Here is a 21,815-nt window from a genome sequence, read left to right on the forward strand (position 1 = left end):
CCTAGGATGATTATTTAATAATATTCCAAGGATCTTGATGATATTGAGTATGATTTTTTCTACATGATTAACTCCTTTATTTCACAATTGCGCGGTGTATTTGACACGATTAATTTCAACAATGTCACCAGAAATATACTCTTTATAGGATCCTATGTAATGAAGTGTAGACAGAATTTTGCGCCAGTCATATTTTACACTTATATTCACTATCACCTGCTTTTACTACAGTTCCATTTACCATAGCTACAAATACCATATGGATATGTATATTGAGGCTCTGGGCCTGGTTTGCTTGCATCATAATTTAGTAGAATCAATATTATTATTTTGAGCAAGATTAGTTATTGATTTTTGAATTATTGTTGATTGACTGTTTTTTTTGAGTATTTGATAAACTTAGCTCTTTTAGTCTGTTCTTGTAATTTTATTGATAGCTTGATAAAATGCTTTATTAGCATCTTCTACACTGATAAAGTGAAGATCATGAATATATTATCTCGATAAGATAATTTATCACCATTGCAAATACTTGTTTTAGTCTTGCCACTGATAAAGTAACTTGGTTGTTTATTTCAATACCTGTATCTTCGTTTTTTGTTATTATTGTTGAATATTTGATTGATATAGAAAGAAACTTGACGTGAATATCTGTAATTTATAGCTTCACCAGTATTAGGCTTTGCTTCAATTCTAGTTTTTATAACTGATTGTATCTAATAACTTAAATTATCATATTTTTATACTCTTTAGTGTTGGCGCTATCTCCAGCATAGATATTTAATATGTCTTAAGTACATGGTATAGTCACCAGCATTATAGACAACATTAATCACAAATGTGAATGTTAAACCGCCAGCAGTATTTTTTTTGATAGTTTTCTAAACATTATTCCTTTGCTCATGGTACACATACCAATCATTCGTCGAGTTAACATTCATTCTATTTAAATTTGTTTAATACTTGAAATGACTAAAGTAGTTATCATTGGCCCAGAGTATATATTTATAAAGCTTCAGGACCTATTTTTTTGTCTGTGAACCATTATTATTGATATTGTATTGAATGCAGCTACAGCATCGTAGTTTGCTAGACCAAGAGCTCCCTTAGCTTCTGCTGAAGGTAGCCTTTTGAGTAGTCGTTAATCTGATAAGGTGTAGTAGTATATTTGTATATGTGCAGTTATGAATCAGTTGATCAGGATTGTTTGGCTCAAGTTTGTATATTTTTGCTTCATCAAATAACCATACATCACATCAGCTATAGTATAACATACTAACTATATTTGCATATTCGGTATTTGGTAATACGATAATATACATATGCCTCTGACTGAATTATAGTAAAAGGTTATTGTGATAAGGGTTACTTCACTTGATTTAATTGTTTATTTATTAGTAAAAGTTACTGCTGGCAACATAATTGATGCAATATATAACTAATAATAACTTTATTCATTGTTTTTCTAAAAAAAAAGTAGTTTCAGATTATAGATTTTTTTGCAAGATTTTCCTTATCAGTTATTAATAAGAGTTATCAAAAATTGATAAGTGTAATTTTATTATTTGTGATAATTAAGATATTTTGGCAGTGAGATTTTGTAAGGTTTTTGAATGGATTGCTAAAGAGTGCTTTTTGTCATCTGTTATGTTAAAATAGCGGTTATGTTTTATCTTGATTAAAAGCGATAACTAATGTCTATAACCACGAAAGAATCATCATCTATAAATATCGAAAAAGAACTAAAACAATCGTATCTTGATTATGCGATGAGTGTAATTGTTGGTCGTGCTTTGCCAGATGTACGTGATGGTCTTAAGCCTGTCCATCGTCGTGTACTTTTTGCGATGAATGAGTTATCTAACTACTACAATAGGCCATATAAAAAGTCTGCAAGGGTTGTCGGTGATGTTATAGGTAAATATCATCCACATGGTGATACAGCTGTTTATGATACTATTGTTAGGATGGCACAGCCTTTTTCATTGCGCTATACTTTGGTAGATGGGCAAGGTAACTTTGGTTCTGTTGATGGCGATTCGCCAGCTGCAATGCGTTATACTGAAATTAGGATGGAGAAACTAACGCACGAGCTTTTAATCGATATAGATAAAGAAACTGTAGATTTTTCACCTAATTATGATAATACTGAGTTAGTTCCGGATGTTTTGCCCACAAAAGTTCCAAATCTTTTGGTAAACGGTTCATCAGGTATCGCTGTTGGTATGGCGACTAATATTCCACCTCATAATATGACAGAGGTTATCAATGGTACTATAGCTCTTATTGATAATTCTAACTTAACTATAGAAGAGCTTATCGAATATATTCCTGCACCTGATTTTCCTACTGGATCATACATTAATGGTACAGATGAAATACTAGAGGCGTATAAGACAGGTAGAGGGCGCGTAATTATGCGTGCTAAAGCTAATATTCATAAAGATGAAGCATCTGGTAAATCACAAATAGTGGTCACAGAAATACCTTACCAAGTAAATAAAGCTAAGCTTGTAGAGAAGATTGCTGAGCTTGTTAAAGATAAGAAAGTAACAGGTATTTCAGAACTTAGAGATGAGTCTGATAAAGATGGTATTCGTGTTGTAATTGATCTGAAAAGAGATGAGTCACCTGAGGTTGTCCTAAATACTTTATATACCCAAACACAATTACAATGTAGTTTTGGTATTAATATGGTTGCTCTTAGTGATAACAAGCCTAAGCTACTAAACCTCAAAGAAATTCTAGAACAGTTTATTAAGCATAGAAAAGAAGTTGTAACTCGAAGAACAATTTTTGAGCTGAGAAAATCAAAAGAAAGAGCTCATATACTAGAAGGGCTGTTGCTTTCGTTAGCAAATATTGATGAGATGATTGAGCTTATCAAGGCATCTCCTTCACCGGCTGATGCAAAAGAGTCTATGCTTACTAGATCATGGAATGGTTCTATGGTTAAGAGTATGCTAGATGGTGTGGATGTCAAAATGTATCGTAAAGAAACTTTAGCGTCTCACTATGGTATCCAAGCTGATGCTTCATATAATATAACTGAGGAGCAAGCGGATGCAATACTTGCTTTGAGACTACACAGATTAACTGGGTTAGAGCAAGATAAGATTGTCAATGAATTCAAAGAGCTCATTAATAGAATTAAATATTTAATTAGTATTTTGAGCGATGTCAATGAGCTTATTCATGTTGTTAAAGAGGAGCTTATTGAAATTAGAGATAACTATGGCGATCAGAGAAAATCAGAAATTATAGAGTCAAGATTAGATCTAACTAGAGAAGATTTAATTGCAGAAGAAGATATGGTTGTAACTTTGTCTGTGGATGGTTATGTTAAAACTCAACCATTAAGTATGTATAATGTTCAAAAGCGTGGTGGTGTTGGTAAATCTGCAACTAAGACTAAAGAAGAAGATAGTATATTTAAGTTAATGCTTGCTTCAACTCATGATACTATGTTGTGTTTCTCAAGTTTAGGTCGAGTTTACTGGTCAAAAGTTTATGATTTCCCAATCTCAAGTAGAATTTCTAAGGGTAGACCAATTAACAATATTTTGCCACTAGAGAAGGATGAAAGAATAACTGCAATGATGCCAATTTCTCAGTTTAACGAGGGTTGGTATGTGTTTATGGCAACTAAACTTGGCAGAGTCAAGAAAGTTGGTCTGTCTGAATTTGCTAAACCGCGTTTAACAGGCAAGATAGCAATTGGCTTAAATGATGGTGATGAGTTATCTTACGTTGCTCTTACAGATGGTAATAAGCAGATTATGATGTTCTCTGATGCAGGTAAAGCAATCCGTTTTGATGAATCTAATGTGAGGGCTATGGGTCGTTCAGCAGCTGGAGTAATTGGTATGCGTATTCAGTCTGATCAAAAGATAGTTTCAATGCTTGTAACAAATGCAGATGATGGGATTGTCTTAGCAGCTACAGAAAATGGTTATGGTAAGAGAACAGCAGTCTGTGAATATCGTAAAACTAAGCGTGCTAGCCAGGGTGTGATAGCTATATCAACATCGCAGCGTAATGGTAAGGTTGTAGTAGCTGTTTTAGTTGAGAATGATGAAGATATTGTGATGATTACTGATAATGGCACTTTGGTAAGAACATCTTCTGATGAGGTTAGAGAATGCAGTCGCTCTGCTCAAGGTGTTAGATTGATTAATCTGAGAAATAATGAAAAACTTATTAGCTTAAAAGTAGTTAAGCAGGATGATGTTGAAAATAATGAAGGTATAGAATCTTCTGATGATACTACACATAGTGAATAGTTGGTATGTTTAGAAGAGTTAAGATTACCATACTAGGAGCTACAGGGTCAATAGGTGATAGCACTTTAGCTGTTATTAGAGAGAGTAATGATTTTGAAGTTTTTGCTTTAACAGCATTTAGTAATATTGAGAAACTGGCAAAGCTATGCCAAGAGTTTAAGCCTAAGTTTGCTGTAGTTCCCAATTTAGCAAAAAAAGAAAAGTTACAATCATTAGTTGCTAATGTTGATATTTTGATAGCAGAACAGGGGCTTGAGAAAGTATCCAGTTTGCCAGAGGTTGATATAGTTATGTCTGCTATAGTTGGTATTGCAGGGCTTAGGCCAACTTTTGCAGCAGCCAAAGCAGGTAAGAAAATTTTGCTTGCTAACAAAGAATCGTTAGTAACGGCAGGGCACTTATTGGTAGATGAGGTTATAAAAAATAATGCTCAACTTATACCTGTAGATAGTGAGCATAATGCAATATTCCAATGTATAGATAATGCTAATAAGCGATATGCCAAAGATATTGACCAAATAATTTTGACAGCATCTGGAGGACCTTTTAGAGATAAACAGTTGCATGAGCTAATTGATGTAACACATGAGCAGGCATGTGCTCATCCTAACTGGCAAATGGGACGCAAAATTTCTGTTGATTCATCAACAATGGTAAATAAAGCTCTAGAGGTTATCGAAGCATATTGGCTTTTTGGTGTCATAGCTGACAAAATAAGTGTTCTAATTCATCCTCAGAGTGTAATTCACTCAATGGTGAGATATATTGATGGTAGTTATTTGGCTCACTTAGGAGTACAAGATATGAAAACGCCTATAGCAAACGCCTTATACTATCCTCTTAGGGGTGAAACACAAGTCGCTAAGCTTGATTTTACAAAGTGTGAATTGACCTTTAGAAATGTATGTTTTGAAAGATTTGAAGCATTGAAGATTGTATTTGAGAACTTACAGAATAAAAATTATGCCGCTAATATAGTTTTTAATGCCGCTAATGAAGAACTGGTAGCAGCATTTTTAGATGAAAAGATTAAGTATTTAGAGATTGTAGAAGTAAATAAAAAAGTAACAAAAGAGTTAAATTTTGAGAATCCAAGAAATATAGAAGAAGTTTTTGAAATAGATAGAAAAACTCGTGAGTATGTGGATTCTGTTTTGGGGTAAATTGAGTGTTTTTTTTGAGAAAGAAGTTTGTATTAGCCTCTCTTCTTATGTGTATTGCATTTAATGGCTGGGCTGATAATGACAGCTTTATATTAAATAATGTATGTATTAATGGATTAGAGGGCTTACAGAGTGATGTAGTTAAGAGCCGTATTGGTTATAAGAAAGGAAGCTACATTACACCTGAAGATACAAATCAGATTATTAACAATCTTTATGGTACCGGATTTTTTAATAGTGTTGATTTATATCGTAAAGGAAGTAATCTTTTTATTAATGTCAAAGAAAGACCGATTATAGCAGGGTTTAGTTTTAGTGGTAATAAAAAACTTAGTAAAGGTAATCTTGAGAAAGTTTTTACTGATGAGGGTATATATGTAGGTAATGTTTATAATCCTAATACGATGTTTTTGATTAAGCAATCTTTGCTTAATCAGTACTCTATGATGGGTTTATATGGTGCAAAAATACAAGAAAACATCAGGAAACTACCAAATAATAGGATTGATATAAATATAAACTTTCAAGAGGGTAAACCTGCAACTGTTGATTCGATAAACTTTGTTGGTAATAAAAATTTTGATGATGCTGACTTATATACCAGTGTTGCATTTCAAGTGCCTTCGATATGGAATTTATGGGGTTTTTTGTCATCTTTTGATAGTTATTCACCAGATGGTATGAGTCAGTCTGTCCAGGGCATAACAAACTATTATTTAGATAGAGGTTATTTAGATTTTAATGTTACATCGAAACAAGCATCAATGTCCAAAGACCATGAGCATTCATACATTACTTTTGATGTTGTGGAAGGACAAATTTATAGAGTTGGTAATGTTTCTTTAACTGGTAAGTTTATTTTACCGAAATCAGAGTTACAATCTTTGGTAAAGATAAAAAAAGGTGAAGTGTTCTCAAAATCTAAACTAGTTGATACAGTTGAGGGTATAAAGACTCTGCTAGGTAGTAAAGGATATGCTTTTGCTACAGTTAATCCTATTCCTACGGTTGATAAGAATAATCGTATAGTTTCTTTTAAGATTGTTGTCGATGCTGGGAAGAAAGTTTATGTAAATAGAGTAAATTTCTTTGGCAATAATGTAACTAATGATTATGTATTTCGTCGCCAATTACAATATTATGAGCAAAGTCAATATAATAAGGAAGCAATAGATAAGTCTCAAAGAAGGTTAGACCAATTGCCATATGTTGGCTCAGCGGATATGGAGCTTGTTCCTGTTGTAGGATCTGATGATTTGGTTGATGTGAACTATAATATCAAAGAGAGGAATGCTAATTCAATAAGGGGAAGCTTAGGATTCTCGGATTTGTATGGTTTTATGATAGGCGGTAGGCTAAATATGCCTAACGTTTTTGGTACTGGCAATACTTTTAATGTTAATGCGCAGCTTTCGATCCCATTCCAACAATTAGATGTAAGTTATATTGATCCATTTTTTACTACTACAGGAATTAGCCAAAGTATTTCTGCATATGTAAATAGATCAAACTTTGCTAAGACAAATGCTGTTGTTGCGTATCAGTTAAATACGATTGGTGCAAGATTGATGTATGGTTTACCTATATCAACGTTTAGTAATGTTTCAGCAGGTATAACTTTTGCTAATAATACAGTTAAGCAATCAACTGGTTATCAGTCTTCAATTGTACAATGGTTTATCAAACAACAAGGTGGTAGAAACAACTTTAATGAGCCTGCATTGACAGCAGGTTGGAGTTACGATAACTCAAATAAATATATTTTTGCTACAGATGGAGGATCATTAAATTTAAATGGATCTGTTAACATTCCAGTTATTAGTAATATTAATGCATATAAGGTAGAAGTTGGAGGTACTTATAATATAGCCGTGCCAAATACTGATATGTCAGCGCTAACTATTAGAGCTGGAGTTCAATATGGTGGCGGTTTTGGTAAAACAAAAGAACTACCTTTCTACGAGAACTTCTATGGTGGTGGTTGGGGAAGCGTACGTGGTTTCCTACAAGGTTCACTTGGTCCACGTGATATTAACTTAATAGATGGTTCTACAGGTAAATCAATTGGTGGTAACCTTAATATTTATAATAACTATGATTTATTGTTTCCTATACCTTTTATTAAGGATAGTTCTAAGATGAGGATAGGAGCATTTTTCGATATAGGTAATACATATACAACTTATAATTTAAATGGGGTAGTAGCCGCTCAACCAAAGCAAGAAACTGTACCTTCATTTTCTAATTTGAAATACTCTATTGGTGTTGAGTTTAGATGGGCTTCGCCAATGGGACCATTAGCTGTGTCATTTGCTCAGCCATTTAATGTGCAAAAAGGTGATATAACTCAAGTATTCCAATTTTCATTAGGACAAAACTTCTAAAATAGACATGTTATTTTCTTATATAAAAAACTAGGTTTAATTGTATCTGGTACCTAAAACGGTTTAACAACTTTGGTAATATTGTGTTAGAATACATTATTAAATAATTATATAAATTTAGGGGAGATCTTATAAATGAAAAAAATTGCTTTATCAATATGCGTTTTGGCAAGTGCATTTACCGCAGTAGCGTATGCAGACACTAAAATAGCTGTAGTTAATCCAGTTGAGATCTTCAATGATTCTGATTTAGGCTCTGTTAGCGTCAAAAAACTTGAAAATGATCTTAAGCCAGATGCTACTAAGCTTAAGCAAGAACAAGAAAATATTATGCAGAAGATGAAAGCTTTACAAGATAATTCTGCAACTATGACTAAAAGTGAATTAGATAAGAAACAGCAGCAAATCCAACAAGAACAACAAAACTTTGCTGAAAAAGCACGAATCTTGCAGCAAAAAGAGTATATGGCAAAAGATAAGCTATCAAAAAAATTTCAAGCTTCATTTGATAAGGCTGTACAGATAATTGCTAAGCAAAAAAAATATAACATAGTGCTTACAACACAGGCATTAGCTTATGTCAATAATATTGATGATATATCAAACCAAGTTATTGAATTGATGAATAAGGACTCTGAATAATCCTAGGGAGTTTTATTAATGTATACTTTAGATTTTCTAGCATCAAAGCTTGATGGTGAAGTCAAGGGCAATAAAAGTATCGAGATAAATAAGATTGCTACACTATCACAAGCTGGTGAAGGCGATATTTCTTTTTGTACTAACCCTAAGTATTTAAAGGCATTATCCGAGACAAAAGCATCAGCAGTTTTAATTACAGAAGAGGCATTAGAATACTGTAATACAAACGCAATAGTGTTATCAAATCCTTATATGGCTTTAGCAAAGGTTATGGAACTATTTGATAAATCCCCGTGTCCAGATGGTAAAATTCATAGTAAAGCTGTTGTAGCTGTAAGTGCTGTAATTGGTGAAAATGTCACTATAGGAGCTAATGCGGTTATTGGAGAAAATGTAATTATCGGTGATAATGTCTGCATAGGTGCCTGTGCAACTATTGATAATGGCACTAAAATAGGTAATGATACTTTTATTAAGAATAATGTATCTATTGCTCATGATGTTGTAATTGGTACTGGATGTATTATTCATCAAAATGCTGTAATTGGTTGTGACGGTTTTGGTAATGCAAGAGATGAAGATGGTAGTTGGACTAAGATTCCTCAACTAGGTAGAGTAATTATCGAAGATGATGTTGAGATTGGTTCAGGAACAACTGTTGATAGAGGGGCTATTGATGATACGATAATTAAAAAGGGTGCACGTATTGATAATTTAGTACAGATAGCTCATAATGTAGTTATCGGTGGAAATACCGCCATAGCTAGTGTTACAGCTGTTGCAGGTAGTACAAAGATTGGTGATAACTGTCTTATTGGAGGTCAGTCAGCTATAACTGGGCACATCAGTATTTGTGATAACACTATCATAGGTGGCGCATCTAATATTGGTAAGTCGATTACTAAGCCAGGAATGTACTATGCTGCGTTTGAAGCTAAACCTAGGATCCAATGGGGTAGGTTTGTGGCTAAACTAGCTAAGATTGATATTCTAATTACAAAAGTAAGACAACTAGAAGAAAAATTAAATAAGTAAGGATTATTTAATGAGTCAGTTTAATGAAAATAATAAACAGATAGATGTAATGGGAATTAGAAAAATCTTACCTCATAGATATCCTTTTGCACTTTTGGATAAGATCGTTGATTGGAGTATTGAAGATAGAACTATTGTTGCACAAAAAAATGTCACTATAAATGAGGATTTTTTTAACGGGCACTTTCCTGATTTCCCAGTTATGCCTGGTGTATTAATAGTTGAAGCAATGGCCCAAGCAACAGCAATACTTGGTGAATTAATGGCAGAAACATTGTTTGCTCATGTGGTTGAGAAAGCTGGCGGTGGTAGAAGAACGTTTATGCTAGCTGGTATTGATAAGGTAAGGGTTAAAAAACCTGTTGTACCAGGTGATGTGTTAGTGATTGAGTCACGCATGGTAAAACAAAAAAATATCATTTGCACTGCAGAGTCAGTAGCGAAAGTTGGTGGACAAGTTGTTTGTTCAGCTGAATTAATGGCAGCATATAAGGACTATTAATCGTGATACATAGTTTGGCAGTAGTACATGAGAGTGCCAAAATAGCCGATACTGCTATAATAGGGCCATTCTGTGTTATTGGAAAAAATGTTGTTATTGGTGAGAATACTGAGTTAAAAAGCCATGTAACAATTGGTGGTAATGCTGTTATAGGTAAAAATAATCAGATTTTTCAGTATGCTTCAATCGGTGATGATCCAATTGATTATACATATAAAAAAGGCGATTTTTCTCAGGTTGTGATTGGTGATAATAATATTATCAGAGAATGTGCAACCATTCATGGTGGAACCGCAAAAGAAACTGGAATTACGTCAGTTGGTAATAACAACATTATTATGTGCTATGTGCATATTGGTCATGATTGTAAAATAGGTAGTTATATAAATTTGGTTAACGGTGTTGGTTTAGCTGGACATGTGCATATTGATGATTATGCAATCTTAAGTTCTAATGTTGGTATTCATCAATTTTGTAGAGTCGGTAAACATGCTTTTATTGCTCATGCAGCACTAATTGGTAAGGATGTACCTCCATATCTAATGGTTACTGCTGTGAATGCTGGCTCAACTCCTTGTGGTATAAATACTGAAGGCTTAAAGCGTCGTGGCTTTACACCTGAAGAAATGAAAAAAATCAAAGAAGTTTACAAGGTGTTATATCGCAAAGGTTTAATGATGAAAGAAGCTTTTGAGATAATCAAAGATATGGCTAAAGAAGACAAAGTTTTAGAGCCTTTTGTTGATGTGATTAGTACTTCGCGAAGAGGTATACTAAGATAGTGAGAATAGGTATTGTAGCCGGAGAGCTCTCAGGTGATCAATTGGGTGGCACACTAGTTAAGGTTTTAAAGCTAAGATATCCTGATGCAACAATTGAGGGTATCGGTGGCCCTAAAATGGCAGCAGCTGGTTTTAAAAGCCTCTACCCAATGGATGCACTATCATTAATTGGTTTATTAGAAATTATTTCAAAGGGTCTGCGCATATTAAGTATTCGTAGCAAAATTATCAATTATTTTAAGCAAAATAAACCTGATATATTTATAGGTATAGATGCCCCTGATTTTAATCTTACGGTTGAAAAAGAATTAAGAGCTGCTGGTATTAAGACTATACATTATGTAAGTCCTAAAATATGGGTTTGGCGCGAATATCGTATCAAAAAAATACGCAAAGCAACTGACAAGATATTAGCGATTTTGCCTTTTGAAGTTGAATACTATAAAAAAAAGCATGATTTTGAAGTTATATATGTTGGCCACCCATTAGCTAAGAATATTCCAATACATATTGACAGGGCTAAGTATAGAGAAAAACTTGGTTTAGAAAATAATTCTTTGCCAATATTATCAGTTTTACCAGGAAGTCGTACTACAGAAGTTACAAGGCTGTTACCATTATTTTTGACAGCATTACAGAAATTAGTAGATGCTGGGTATAAATTTAAGGCTATTATGCCTTTAGCTAAGTCATCATTAAAAACACTATTTGTTAAATATAAGGAGCAAATTGATGATCTAGGGATTGAAGTTTTTGAAGCAAGTTCGCATGAGGTTTTAAAAGCGTCTGATTTGAGTTTATTAGCATCAGGAACAGCAACATTTGAGGCTATGCTATGTAAACTACCTATGGTTGTAGGTTATAAATTATCATGGCTTTCAGCTTTTATTGGTAAAATGTTTATTAGTAACCATAGTTATTGGGCTTTTCCTAATATCTTGCACAAAAGCGAAATTGTGAAAGAATTAATACAAGAAGACTGTACGGTAAATAATTTATTTAGTGAATTAAAAAGATTGTTTGATGATAAAAAGCGCAACGATTATATAGTAAAAGAATTTGAAAAAATTCATACAGAAATGGTTATAGATACTGAGAGTAAGATCATCGAAGTATTAGATACTATGATAGAAAAAAATTAATTTTTATAGTCTTTAGAGATATAATACATGGATATGAAAACATTATAGGTGTTAGGTAAATGACAATAATACTGGCATTAGTTTTAGTTTTGGTGATATTGATCATAATAGATTTATATCGTAAAAGTTTGCGTCTAAAACAAGTAGAAATACTTAGAAATATTGAACAAAGTAATACTAAAGAGCTTATAAATCAAGCTAAAAGTTTCTCAGAATATGCTGCTAATATTGAAGATGTTCAGCGTGAATATCCTCTCTTAAGAGATGGTTTTTTACTACTTTACTTTGAAGCGATTGAAGCAATTCAAATAAAAGACTTAGCCGCATTTTTAAAGTACTATGGGGTGAAATATACTGATACCAAGGTTTTCCAAAAGGTTAATTATAAGGATGTTATATTTAGCATTTTACCTGATAACCAAGAGCAAGAGTTTTTTAGTGCTACGGATGGTACTATAACTGGTATTATCGCTGTAATGAATTATAGAAAACTTGCCAGTATCGATTATGATGTTAAAACATGCTATGAATTAATGCTAGATGTTTTAGAAGATTTAGCTAAGTATTTTCATGGTACGTTAATGAACGAGCATAAAGTTAGACTTACTAAAAAAGACAAACAAAACTATTTAGCGGCAATTTTATAACAATAAAAATCTAAAAAAGATTTTGTTTTTGGTAAGTCATATCCGTAATTTTGATAAAAAAATAATATATCTCATAATTTCTTAAACTTTACATCAGGAAGAATTTGTATTAGATCTCCATCTTTTATTATATTTTCAACTACGCCATCACCCATTTTTTAAAAAATCTAATCTAATTTTTATAGGCTTGATTAAATTCATTAAAGTCATCCATAAATATTGGTATGGGAAACAATATATAAGTTCCATTTTCTAAGGATAGCTTTGTCTATAGCTTTCTTAGGCTATATGATATAAATCGATAATTGAGTAAATTTTTTATTGTATTTGGCGTAGTACCATATTTTAAAATTAAATTAGGTTAGGCACATAATATATTTGATATGGGTTGCATTTTCTATATTCAAGGTTATCAGTAATAGGGATAATTTGAGTAAAACCTAATATTATATCAATATTGCTTTTTGCTAAATCACTATCTTGTTCAGAAATATTAGTTTACACTCAATCAATTAGAGGATATTTATTTATAAAATCAACTTAGTTAGATGCTTTAAGATTAGTTCTTTAGCTAAAATCTTTGATACTAATACATACAGTTAATTTACCCTAGGGAGTTTTTTGTCTAGATTCTAGAAATTTTTGAAGATTATTTACCTTCTTTAAGTAAACTCTGGCATTTATCAAACATTATTATACCAAAAGGTGTTATTTTCCATGTTTAGCTGTAGTTGAAATACAAAGTTAATCACTAGCTTATTTATAACTTAAATATTCTGCAACTTTTATATATCTTAATTGTGAATAATTTAACATATTTATTAATCTTTTATGTTTCCGTTATTATAAACCAAAGATTTATAAAGCATGGATATAATTTGATTAAATATAATTAATAATTTTTCTTTAGATATAAATAAAAAATATGGATAAACAGTTATGAAATACTAATATCCACCATGCGGGGATTCCTGTAACTGAAACACAACCTGGAGAGCGCTATAGTCAGTCCTAATATGGATATATCACTCAGGTGGTGAACTTCCACAGGCAGAATACAATAAAAGATTTACTCAATTATCGTTTTATACCAAACCGCCCATTAAATAAATTAATCCAGACACTACCTCATATAGCTTATAAAATAATAGATTTATATAGTGTGATTAAGTATAAAAATGTTCTTTTAGAACCTTATTTTCCTATAGAAGGATTTAAAGTTGCTGTAGTTGAGGAAAATGGAGAGATAATAGAGTTTTATATACAAACTGATTTGTCAAACGAAGAGGTATGGAATAAGCCTGAATTCAATCCTGTATCATAGTTAGTATTTAGATTTTTTTATAAATAAATACTTTATAATTGTTTTCTAGATATTTAATTTAGAAAAGGGAAAATAGAGTTTCTCAAGCTGCTGGTTACTACTGACAAAAACTATTGAAGTACAAATTTGGTAACTAATAGATTAAACACTCTTTTGGTAGCTAACCTAGAAAGTGCTTAGTAATTTAGTAATCTACTTTAATAGTAGCATATTAATTATCTTTATATTGTATTATTAGCTGCTTTACATTTTAAATCACTACAGTAACTACAGTAAAAATTAAAAATATTGAGAAAAATTAACATGAAATATTATTTTTTAAAATTTAAATGAGCTTTATTTAATATCATCCTTGCTAGCAGAGTTAGATAAGTAGCTGTGAGCGATGAATCTATCAAAGATATGTTTAAATATTCTTTGATTACTTATTTTAGGCTATGAGTGTACATTGAAAATGGGTACACGTACTCTTAAATGTACACTGCAATATACTCTACTATACTATCAAGGATTAAATAAATCTAAATAACACACAATTTGATACAATAAAGATATATCAAAACATCGTTATTATTTGATTTATGATATCGTAACAGTATTATGAGAAATATGTTTGGTGGGCCCAGTAGGACTTGAACCTACGACCTACGGATTATGAGTCCGGCGCTCTAACCAACTGAGCTATAGGCCCATTAGGCATGATTGTATTTTAAATAAGGTTGTTAGTCAAGAGATATTTTTGTTTTAGATTGTTATTTATATATTTTTGAAGATGTGCCTACGATAAGAGGATCAGGTGGGATTGCTATTTCATGATCTTTATTGTCATACTCAGCGTTATTAAGTATATATCTTATTGCATTTAGTCGGGCGCGTTTTTTATCATCAGATTTAACGATTACCCATGGTGCATATGGTTTGTCCGTATATATAAACATTCTTTCTTTAGCTTCAGTATAGTCATCCCATTTATCTAAAGACGCTTTATCTATTGGGCTAAGTTTCCATTGTTTTAAAGGGTGACTTTCTCTGGCAGCAAATCTATTTTTTTGTTCCTTTTGGCTGACTGAGAACCAAAACTTTATTATCATAGTACCACTATCAACTAGCATTTTTTCTAGTTGAGGAGCCTGTTCTAGGAATAAAAAATATTCCCTTTCAGTACAGAACCCCATAACTCTTTCAACTCCAGCACGATTATACCAAGATCTATCAAAAAGTACTATTTCCCCCCCAGATGGTAGGTGTTCTATGTATCTTTGGAAGTACCATTGATTTCTCTCTCGTTCTGATGATTTCTCTAGGGCAATTACCTTAGCACCACGTGGATTGAGATGTTCCATCATTCTTTTTATAGTTCCATCCTTACCAGCGGCATCTCTCCCTTCAAAAATGACTAGAACTTTTTTATTATTTTCTTTTACCCACTTTTGAAATTTTAATAGTTCTATTTGTAGGTAATGCTTTTGTTTTTCATATACATTGCGTGGAATTTTATGTTTATATGGAAAAATATTTTCTAAAAATAGCTTTTGGCGCTCATCTTGTCTTAAAACTTTCATATAGAATTAGAAAAACAGCTTAACTTAGTTAATTATATTATCATATAGAAGTGATTAAAAGGTAAACAGATTAGCTTTTTACAGGTTTAAAATTTAGCTTTAGACTAAAAAATATATAAAATATTGAGAACATTAATATTATTGTTATCAGAGGTGTTGGTGTTTTTAGCGGGTAAAGTAGTACTGCTAAGAAAGTTACGATAGCCACTAACATTGTTAAAATAAACGTAAATGTTTTGACAAATTTACTCTTACTAATATGCTCAGTTCTTGATAAGTATATATATTTTATCGGTATAAAAGAGAATATTGATAATATTATTATCGTTATTTCATTAATCAATTGACTTGACTGAAAACACAGCATATACATTACTATAACATTCCAGTAACTTGGAAAGCCGACAAAAAAATGATCATTAGTTTTTGCATTTAGTTGACAGAATTGATAAGAAGAAGAAATAGTTATCATTATTATTATCGGAATTAGCCATTGTTGGCTTACTATTGCAGACACATATATCCAAATGCAAGGAACAATTGAATATGTCGTAAAGTCTATAATATTATCAAGAAGTGAGCCATCTAGAGGAGCAAGTTTTTTGATATCAACCAATCTCGCTAGACTACCATCTATTGAGTCAATAAATATCGCTATTATAATGCTAAACATTGAAAGCTTAATATAGTAGTGATGTAGATTTGTTTGACCTAATACAATTGTTTTGGCAGCTTCTATTGAAAATATAATAGCTAAGATACCAAATACAGCACCTAATGATGTAAAAAGGTGCACTAGCCAAGCATATATTTTTTGTAGGGTTTGCATTTTAAATTAACTTTTCAATAAACTTACGGAATTGTAGCAAAAATAACTAACAGTTTCTATTAATAACTAAATCAATAAGTTTTTCAAGTTTGATTGAGCTAATGTTGTTATTTTTGAGCTTATTGATAATTTGATTGATTTCATTTTTTTTATTTACTAAATATTTATTTGCGCCTTCCAATCCCATTAATGACACATATGTTGATTTATTAGCATCTATATCCTTAGCACTAGTTTTTCCTAGCTCAGTAGTTGTCTTCGTGACGTCTAAAATATCATCTTTGATCTGAAAGCATAAACCTATTAAGTCTGATAACCTTATTAATAAATCTTCTTTTTTGTTATTTTGATTTTGTGATAGAATATAAGGTAAAACTATGCATGCTCTAAACATTTTTGCAGTTTTGTTAGTATGTAATATCTCTAATTCATTAAGCATAAGTTTTTTATTCTCACCCTCAATATCTAGCTGTTGACCGCCAACCATGCCACTAGCACCACAGCATTGAGCAAAGAATTTATTCATTTTTCTTAATTTATCTATATCTGGACAGTTGATCTCTTGTAATATTTCAAAAGCTAAAGATTGTAAGGCATCACCTGCTAATATTGCAGTAGCCTCGTTAAATTTGATATGACAAGTCGGTTTGCCCCTACGCAGTCTATCATTATCCATAGCAGGAAGATCATCATGTATTAGCGAGTATGTATGGATAGATTCTACTGCAAAAGCAATTTTATCACAGTTTGCTTTATCAATAGCTAACGCCTCACCAATTACATAAACAAACTGTGCTCTTATTCTTTTACCACCACTAAAAAAACTATAATGCATCGCACTTAGTAATGTTTTGGATATGCATCCAAACTGAGTAAATACATTTTCAGCAAAAATTTCGAAATCTTTTATTATCTTTTCACTACTCATAAAAATTTTACGATATTATTATACTGCTTTTCAAGCACATCACTGTGCGCTTTAAAGGTTTTAAGCGCGCCTGAAGACATCTGTTGTGATAGTTGTTTATCTTCTAATATTTTGAGGATGTTATTTACAAGCTCTTGTTGACTTCTTACACGAGTTAGAGCTTTATTGCGAATTAGTTCTTTGGATATTTGACTAAAATTATAGAGACTTGTGCCGCTTAAAATCGGTTTTGCTAGTGCAGCTGGCTCAAGTAAATTATGTCCACCATTATCTATTAAAGTTCCGCCAACGAAAGTTATATCTGCAATGTAATAAAGATGTAGCAGTTCACCCATTGTATCGCCTAAATATACTTGAGTGTGACTAGAAATTTGACATTCTAAAGAACTTCTTTTTTGGTATGTCAAAGAATTATTAGAGATTAGCTTTTCTACTTTCTGAAAGCGTTCTTTATGTCTTGGAACTAATATTAATAAACAGTTTGGACGTATTTTTAAGATTTGTTTATGTGCTTCAAGTATTATTTCTTCCTCGCCTTGATGAGTACTGCCTGCGATCCATGTTGGTCTAACTTCTAAACTATCTTTGATGCTATGCATTTTATTTTCAAGGTTTTCTGGAGTGATAAGATTGTATTTCAAGTTTCCTGTTACAGAAATATTGTTTTTATTTACTCCCAAAGAATAAAATCTCTTGGCATCTTTCTCAGTCTGAGCATTGATGTGAGAGAGATTCTTAAATAGAAATTCCTTACCAAAAGGAATTTTAGTATAGTTTCTCATTGATTTTTTTGATAGTCTGGCATTTGTTATTATTACAGGAACTTTCTCAACAAAACATTTATTTAGAATATTTGGCCAAATTTCTGTTTCAATAATTATAAAAATTTTAGGATTGACTTTAACAAAAAAACTATTAACAAATGGAATTATATCATAAGGGATATACATATGATGTACATTTGAATATTTACTATATAAACTACTTACAACATCACTACCAGTTGGTGTAGTTGTGGTTATAACAAAATTCTCATAAGGAAAATTCTTTAGTAATTTTTTTACTAGTGGCGCGGCAGAAATAGTTTCACCAACTGATACTGAATGTATCCATATGCTGCTGTCAAATCGAAAGCTAGTTTGTGCGAATCTTTCAGCCCATCTTTTTCTATAATTGATATTTTTAAAGCTTCTTTTAAATTTTTTTACATATAGAAAAGGTATATATACGATAAATAAACTCGAGTATATGTGAGCTAGAAAAACATAAAAGAATTTTTTTAACTGTTCCACTCTTTAAACCTAAAGTTAATAGTTATATTCTTGATAAGAATTATTTGTATATTTTAGCACATAACATATAAATTTATATAATCTGAATTGGTAAAATTTAGTTTTCTAGTAGTAGTTGTACCATTTTATGAAGTGCAATGGCTCTATGGCTTATTTGATTTTTATCTATTTCAGAGATTTCAGCTAAGGTTTTTTGCAATTGTGGCAATACGAATATAGGATCATAACCAAAACCATTTGAACCACTATTTTGATAAGCTATCTGTCCCGCTAAAAAACCATATGCTAAAATTGGGGTTGGGTCAAGTTCATGCTCTACATACGCTAGGGCACAAACAAATCTAGCGTTCCTATTATCATTACCAGCTAATTTAGCTAGTAATTTTTGTATATTAGCCTTATTGTTACCATGTTCTCCACAATATCTTGCTGAATAGATTCCAGGCTCACCGTTTAAAGAAAATACTTCAAGCCCTGAATCATCAGCAATCGTAGCTAGACCTGTATGTTTGGCGCAGTTTCTTGCTTTTAAAATAGCGTTCTCAATAAAGCTAAGTCCAACTTCATCAGCATCAGGAACATTAAAATATGTTTGAGGGATAATCTTAATATTCTTTTGCTTAAACATATTAGTAAATTCTTTAATTTTGCCTTTATTACTAGAAGCTAAAGCTATTTCTTTCATACTATTATTAAATTATTTACTTAAGGATAATATTAGCAATATATTGTTGTAAATGTTATTCTTTCAATACGTATATTTTGTATTGGTAGAAGTAAATTAATGAAAATATGTTTTATCGGTGGTGGCAATATGGCAGCAGCAATGATTGCTGGCATGACTTCCCATGGTTATAAGAGTCAAGATATAATTGTTTTTGATAGAAATGAGTATAAGTGCTTAAACTTATCTAAAAAGTACAATATAGAGATATCTGCCTCATTACTAGATGCAGTTAAACTTGCTGATATCATTATTTTAGCAATTAAGCCACAAAATATGTCTGAACTTATCAAAAATATTAGGGAGGTAGTTACATCTAGACAGGTGATAGTTACAGTAGCTGCGGGGATACAGACTAAAGCATATGAGAGATTATTTAATAAAGAGATCAGTTTTGCTAGAACGATTCCTAATATACCTAGTAGCTTAGGCTATGGTGCTACGGGGATTTATTTTAACGGTTATATTACTGCTGATAAAAAAACTATAGTTATAGACATTATGCAGACAATTGGAGTAGTAACAGTTGTTAGTGATGAAAAAGAAATTGATATCATTGCTGCTATAGCAAGTTCTGGACCTGCATATTATTTTAAATTTATGGAACATATGGTTAATGCAGCAGTCAAGCAAGGTTTAGACAAAAAACAAGCGGTAAAACTAGTTGCTCAAACATGTTTAGGAGCTGCACAAATGGCATTAAATACCAGTAAGGATATGGCATCTTTAAGAAAAAATGTAACTTCTAAAAAAGGTATAACTTATGAGGCATTAAATACTTTTGAGAAGTTTGATTTCGGTGGAATTGTAGATAAAGCAATTCAAGCAAATATAGCTAGAGCACAACAGTTAGCTATAAAATTCGATGCTGAAATAAAATAGTTAGTAATTAAAAGGCTTTGAGCAAGCTTTTTGTGAGCATTAGTAATTTTAAATAAATATTTATTTTATGTATCTTATACTATATACTTGTTCTAATAAAATGCTCTGCAAAATATTTTTAACAGCAAAGGTGGGTTATGAGATTATTGTTAGCTGAGGATGATCTTAATTTAGGAGAAGGTTTATTAGAAGCTTTACAAAAAGATGGACTTATTGTAAATCTAGTTTCAGACGGTGAAGCAGCACAAACTTTTATAGAATCTGGTTTGTATGATATAGTTGTCTTAGATATTGGTATGCCAATAAAGACAGGTTTAGAAGTTCTAAGAAATGTTAGAAATAGAGGTATTAAAGTTCCAATAATCTTGTTGACTGCTAGAGATGGTTTAGAAGATAGAATTAAAGGTTTAGACCTTGGTGCTGATGATTATCTAACAAAGCCATTTGAGCTAAAGGAGCTTGTTGCTAGGATTAAGGCTATTTCTCGTCGGATTAATACTAGATCAGGTAAAAGTCTTAAAGAAGAGATTAGATTTGGCGATTACAGTTTTAATCCAAGTTCTGAAACAGTAACTAAAGATGGTATTATTATTCCGGTATCTAAAAAAGAGTTAGCACTACTTGCAATACTAGTACAAAATGCTGGCAGAGTAGTGCCGAAGACTCAGCTTTTAGAAGAGGTTTATTCTACAGATAAAGAAATGGATACGAACACCTTAGAAGTGCATATGCATAATTTGAGAAAAAAAATTAATATTCCTAATTTTATACAAACTATCAGAGGGGTTGGTTACTTTGTACAAAAGGATAAAGTAATTAAGTAACTTCATGGGATTATTAAATTATATTCTAAACCTAGGTTTTACATTTTGGCTTTTGTACTTAACCGTTGCAAGTGGTTTGATTTATATTATTGATCTTGTATTTTTCCAAAAATCAAGATTAGCTCCATATGCTAATGAACTAAAAGGTTTTTCTAAAAAACAAAAATGCCAATTCTATAAAGATAGAGGATTAAAAGCACCTTTTATAGCTGATCAAGCAAGGTCTTTGTTTAGTGTATTTTTTGTAGTATTCCTACTTAGAACTTTCTTGATTGGTAACTTTTTAATCCCAACTGCATCGATGACACCAACACTTCCAGTTGGTGACTTTATTTTCGTTAATAAAATTGCTTATGGTATCAGATCTCCATTTTCAAATGAAACTTTAATAAAAGTCGGTGAACCAAAAAGAGGTGATATTGTAGTATTTCATTTTCCAGTTAATCCTAATGTTGATTTTGTTAAGCGCGTGATTGGTTTACCAGGTGATATAATTTCATATAAAGATAAAATGCTAACAATAAATGGTAAAAAGCTTAAATATACTAATTGTAATCGTGATGCTGTAAACTATTACAACCAATCTTTAGCTGATGGTAGTGGCGATACAGTATGTACAGAGAATCTTGATGGCGTTAAGCATGAAGTTGATTGGGTAGAGTCTATAAAAGGAACTGATTTTGAAAATCTTAAAGTCCCAGCTGGTCAATACTTTGTCATGGGAGATAATCGTGATAATAGTGAAGATAGTCGCTATTGGGGCTTTGTACCTGAGAGAGATTTAGTAGGTAAAGCAAAAATTGTCTGGATGAGCTGGGATAAGGTAGATAAGAAAGTTCGTTGGGATGAAATTGGTAAGGTCTTTTAATT

At 31.7% G+C, this 21,815-nt stretch carries 18 protein-coding genes, 1 tRNA gene and 1 pseudogene; 13 read left to right on the forward strand and 7 right to left on the reverse strand.

Features of this window, described 5'->3' with window-relative positions; translation table 11 throughout:
- Positions 1-10: 10 nt before the first annotated feature.
- Positions 11-1,458 (reverse strand): annotated as a pseudogene (locus tag FSC845_RS10010) (chitin-binding protein).
- Between the two features lie 236 nt (positions 1,459-1,694).
- Here FSC845_RS10010 and gyrA point away from each other — a divergent pair.
- From gyrA to FSC845_RS08765, 10 genes are all read left to right on the forward strand, one after another.
- The gene (gene gyrA, locus FSC845_RS03410) at positions 1,695-4,283 is read left to right on the forward strand and encodes a DNA gyrase subunit A (RefSeq protein WP_064460734.1); all 2,589 of its coding nucleotides are present in this window, start codon (positions 1,695-1,697) and stop codon (positions 4,281-4,283) included.
- A 5-nt stretch (positions 4,284-4,288) separates the two neighbouring features.
- Positions 4,289-5,446 carry a 1-deoxy-D-xylulose-5-phosphate reductoisomerase gene (dxr, locus tag FSC845_RS03415; protein ID WP_064460735.1) on the forward strand — a complete coding sequence of 386 codons (1,158 nt, stop codon included), beginning with the start codon at positions 4,289-4,291 and terminating at the stop codon, positions 5,444-5,446.
- 5 nt (positions 5,447-5,451) lie between these two features.
- The gene (gene bamA, locus FSC845_RS03420; protein ID WP_064460736.1) at positions 5,452-7,830 is read left to right on the forward strand and encodes an outer membrane protein assembly factor BamA; all 2,379 of its coding nucleotides are present in this window, start codon (positions 5,452-5,454) and stop codon (positions 7,828-7,830) included.
- Between the two features lie 135 nt (positions 7,831-7,965).
- A complete protein-coding gene (locus tag FSC845_RS03425) occupies positions 7,966-8,472 on the forward strand; it encodes an OmpH/Skp family outer membrane protein (protein ID WP_064460737.1) in 507 nt (168 codons plus the stop codon).
- An 18-nt stretch (positions 8,473-8,490) separates the two neighbouring features.
- Entirely contained in the window at positions 8,491-9,507 is a 1,017-nt protein-coding gene (gene lpxD / locus FSC845_RS03430) for a UDP-3-O-(3-hydroxymyristoyl)glucosamine N-acyltransferase (RefSeq protein WP_064460738.1), read from the forward strand.
- Positions 9,508-9,517: 10 nt separating this feature from the next.
- Positions 9,518-10,009 (forward strand): 3-hydroxyacyl-ACP dehydratase FabZ, encoded by a 492-nt coding sequence (fabZ, locus tag FSC845_RS03435; RefSeq protein ID WP_064460739.1) that lies wholly within the window; start codon positions 9,518-9,520, stop codon positions 10,007-10,009.
- Between the two features lie 2 nt (positions 10,010-10,011).
- Complete coding sequence (gene lpxA / locus FSC845_RS03440) at positions 10,012-10,791, forward strand: acyl-ACP--UDP-N-acetylglucosamine O-acyltransferase (protein ID WP_064460740.1); 780 nt, start codon at positions 10,012-10,014, stop codon at positions 10,789-10,791.
- Entirely contained in the window at positions 10,791-11,933 is a 1,143-nt protein-coding gene (gene lpxB, locus FSC845_RS03445) for a lipid-A-disaccharide synthase (RefSeq protein ID WP_064460741.1), read from the forward strand. The genes lpxA and lpxB overlap by 1 nt, the downstream gene beginning before the upstream one ends.
- 59 nt (positions 11,934-11,992) lie before the next feature.
- Positions 11,993-12,580: a cell division protein ZipA C-terminal FtsZ-binding domain-containing protein gene (locus FSC845_RS03450; RefSeq protein WP_064460742.1), complete on the forward strand. Its 588-nt coding sequence runs from the start codon at positions 11,993-11,995 to the stop codon at positions 12,578-12,580.
- A 1,162-nt stretch (positions 12,581-13,742) separates the two neighbouring features.
- Positions 13,743-13,904 carry a hypothetical protein gene (locus FSC845_RS08765; RefSeq protein ID WP_236940298.1) on the forward strand — a complete coding sequence of 54 codons (162 nt, stop codon included), beginning with the start codon at positions 13,743-13,745 and terminating at the stop codon, positions 13,902-13,904.
- A 614-nt stretch (positions 13,905-14,518) separates the two neighbouring features.
- Here the strand turns inward: FSC845_RS08765 and FSC845_RS03460 are convergent.
- From FSC845_RS03460 to rdgB, 6 genes are all read right to left on the reverse strand, one after another.
- A tRNA-Ile gene (locus tag FSC845_RS03460) sits at positions 14,519-14,595 on the reverse strand.
- A 61-nt stretch (positions 14,596-14,656) separates the two neighbouring features.
- On the reverse strand, positions 14,657-15,466 hold the full coding sequence (ppk2, locus tag FSC845_RS03465) for a polyphosphate kinase 2 (protein ID WP_064460743.1): 810 nt from the start codon (positions 15,464-15,466) through the stop codon (positions 14,657-14,659).
- A gap of 70 nt (positions 15,467-15,536) precedes the next feature.
- On the reverse strand, positions 15,537-16,295 hold the full coding sequence (locus FSC845_RS03470) for a CDP-alcohol phosphatidyltransferase family protein (RefSeq protein WP_064460744.1): 759 nt from the start codon (positions 16,293-16,295) through the stop codon (positions 15,537-15,539).
- Positions 16,296-16,341: 46 nt separating this feature from the next.
- Positions 16,342-17,223: a polyprenyl synthetase family protein gene (locus tag FSC845_RS03475; RefSeq protein WP_064460745.1), complete on the reverse strand. Its 882-nt coding sequence runs from the start codon at positions 17,221-17,223 to the stop codon at positions 16,342-16,344.
- Positions 17,220-18,515 (reverse strand): lipid IV(A) 3-deoxy-D-manno-octulosonic acid transferase, encoded by a 1,296-nt coding sequence (waaA, locus tag FSC845_RS03480; protein WP_064460746.1) that lies wholly within the window; start codon positions 18,513-18,515, stop codon positions 17,220-17,222. The genes FSC845_RS03475 and waaA overlap by 4 nt, the downstream gene beginning before the upstream one ends.
- A 97-nt stretch (positions 18,516-18,612) precedes the next feature.
- On the reverse strand, positions 18,613-19,200 hold the full coding sequence (gene rdgB, locus FSC845_RS03485; protein ID WP_064460747.1) for an RdgB/HAM1 family non-canonical purine NTP pyrophosphatase: 588 nt from the start codon (positions 19,198-19,200) through the stop codon (positions 18,613-18,615).
- A gap of 99 nt (positions 19,201-19,299) precedes the next feature.
- On the opposite strand from rdgB, the gene proC reads away from it, so the two are divergent.
- The 3 genes from proC to lepB all read left to right on the forward strand — a co-directional run bounded on the left by proC (position 19,300) and on the right by lepB (position 21,813).
- Entirely contained in the window at positions 19,300-20,121 is an 822-nt protein-coding gene (gene proC, locus FSC845_RS03490) for a pyrroline-5-carboxylate reductase (protein ID WP_064460748.1), read from the forward strand.
- A gap of 137 nt (positions 20,122-20,258) precedes the next feature.
- Positions 20,259-20,945, forward strand: a complete 687-nt coding sequence (gene qseB, locus FSC845_RS03495; protein ID WP_064460749.1) for a response regulator QseB — start codon at positions 20,259-20,261, stop codon at positions 20,943-20,945.
- A 4-nt stretch (positions 20,946-20,949) separates the two neighbouring features.
- Positions 20,950-21,813 carry a signal peptidase I gene (gene lepB / locus FSC845_RS03500; protein ID WP_064460750.1) on the forward strand — a complete coding sequence of 288 codons (864 nt, stop codon included), beginning with the start codon at positions 20,950-20,952 and terminating at the stop codon, positions 21,811-21,813.
- Positions 21,814-21,815: the final 2 nt, after the last annotated feature.

Origin of the sequence: Francisella persica ATCC VR-331, assembly GCF_001653955.1 — a bacterium.
Classification (GTDB): Bacteria; Pseudomonadota; Gammaproteobacteria; order Francisellales; family Francisellaceae; genus Francisella; species Francisella persica.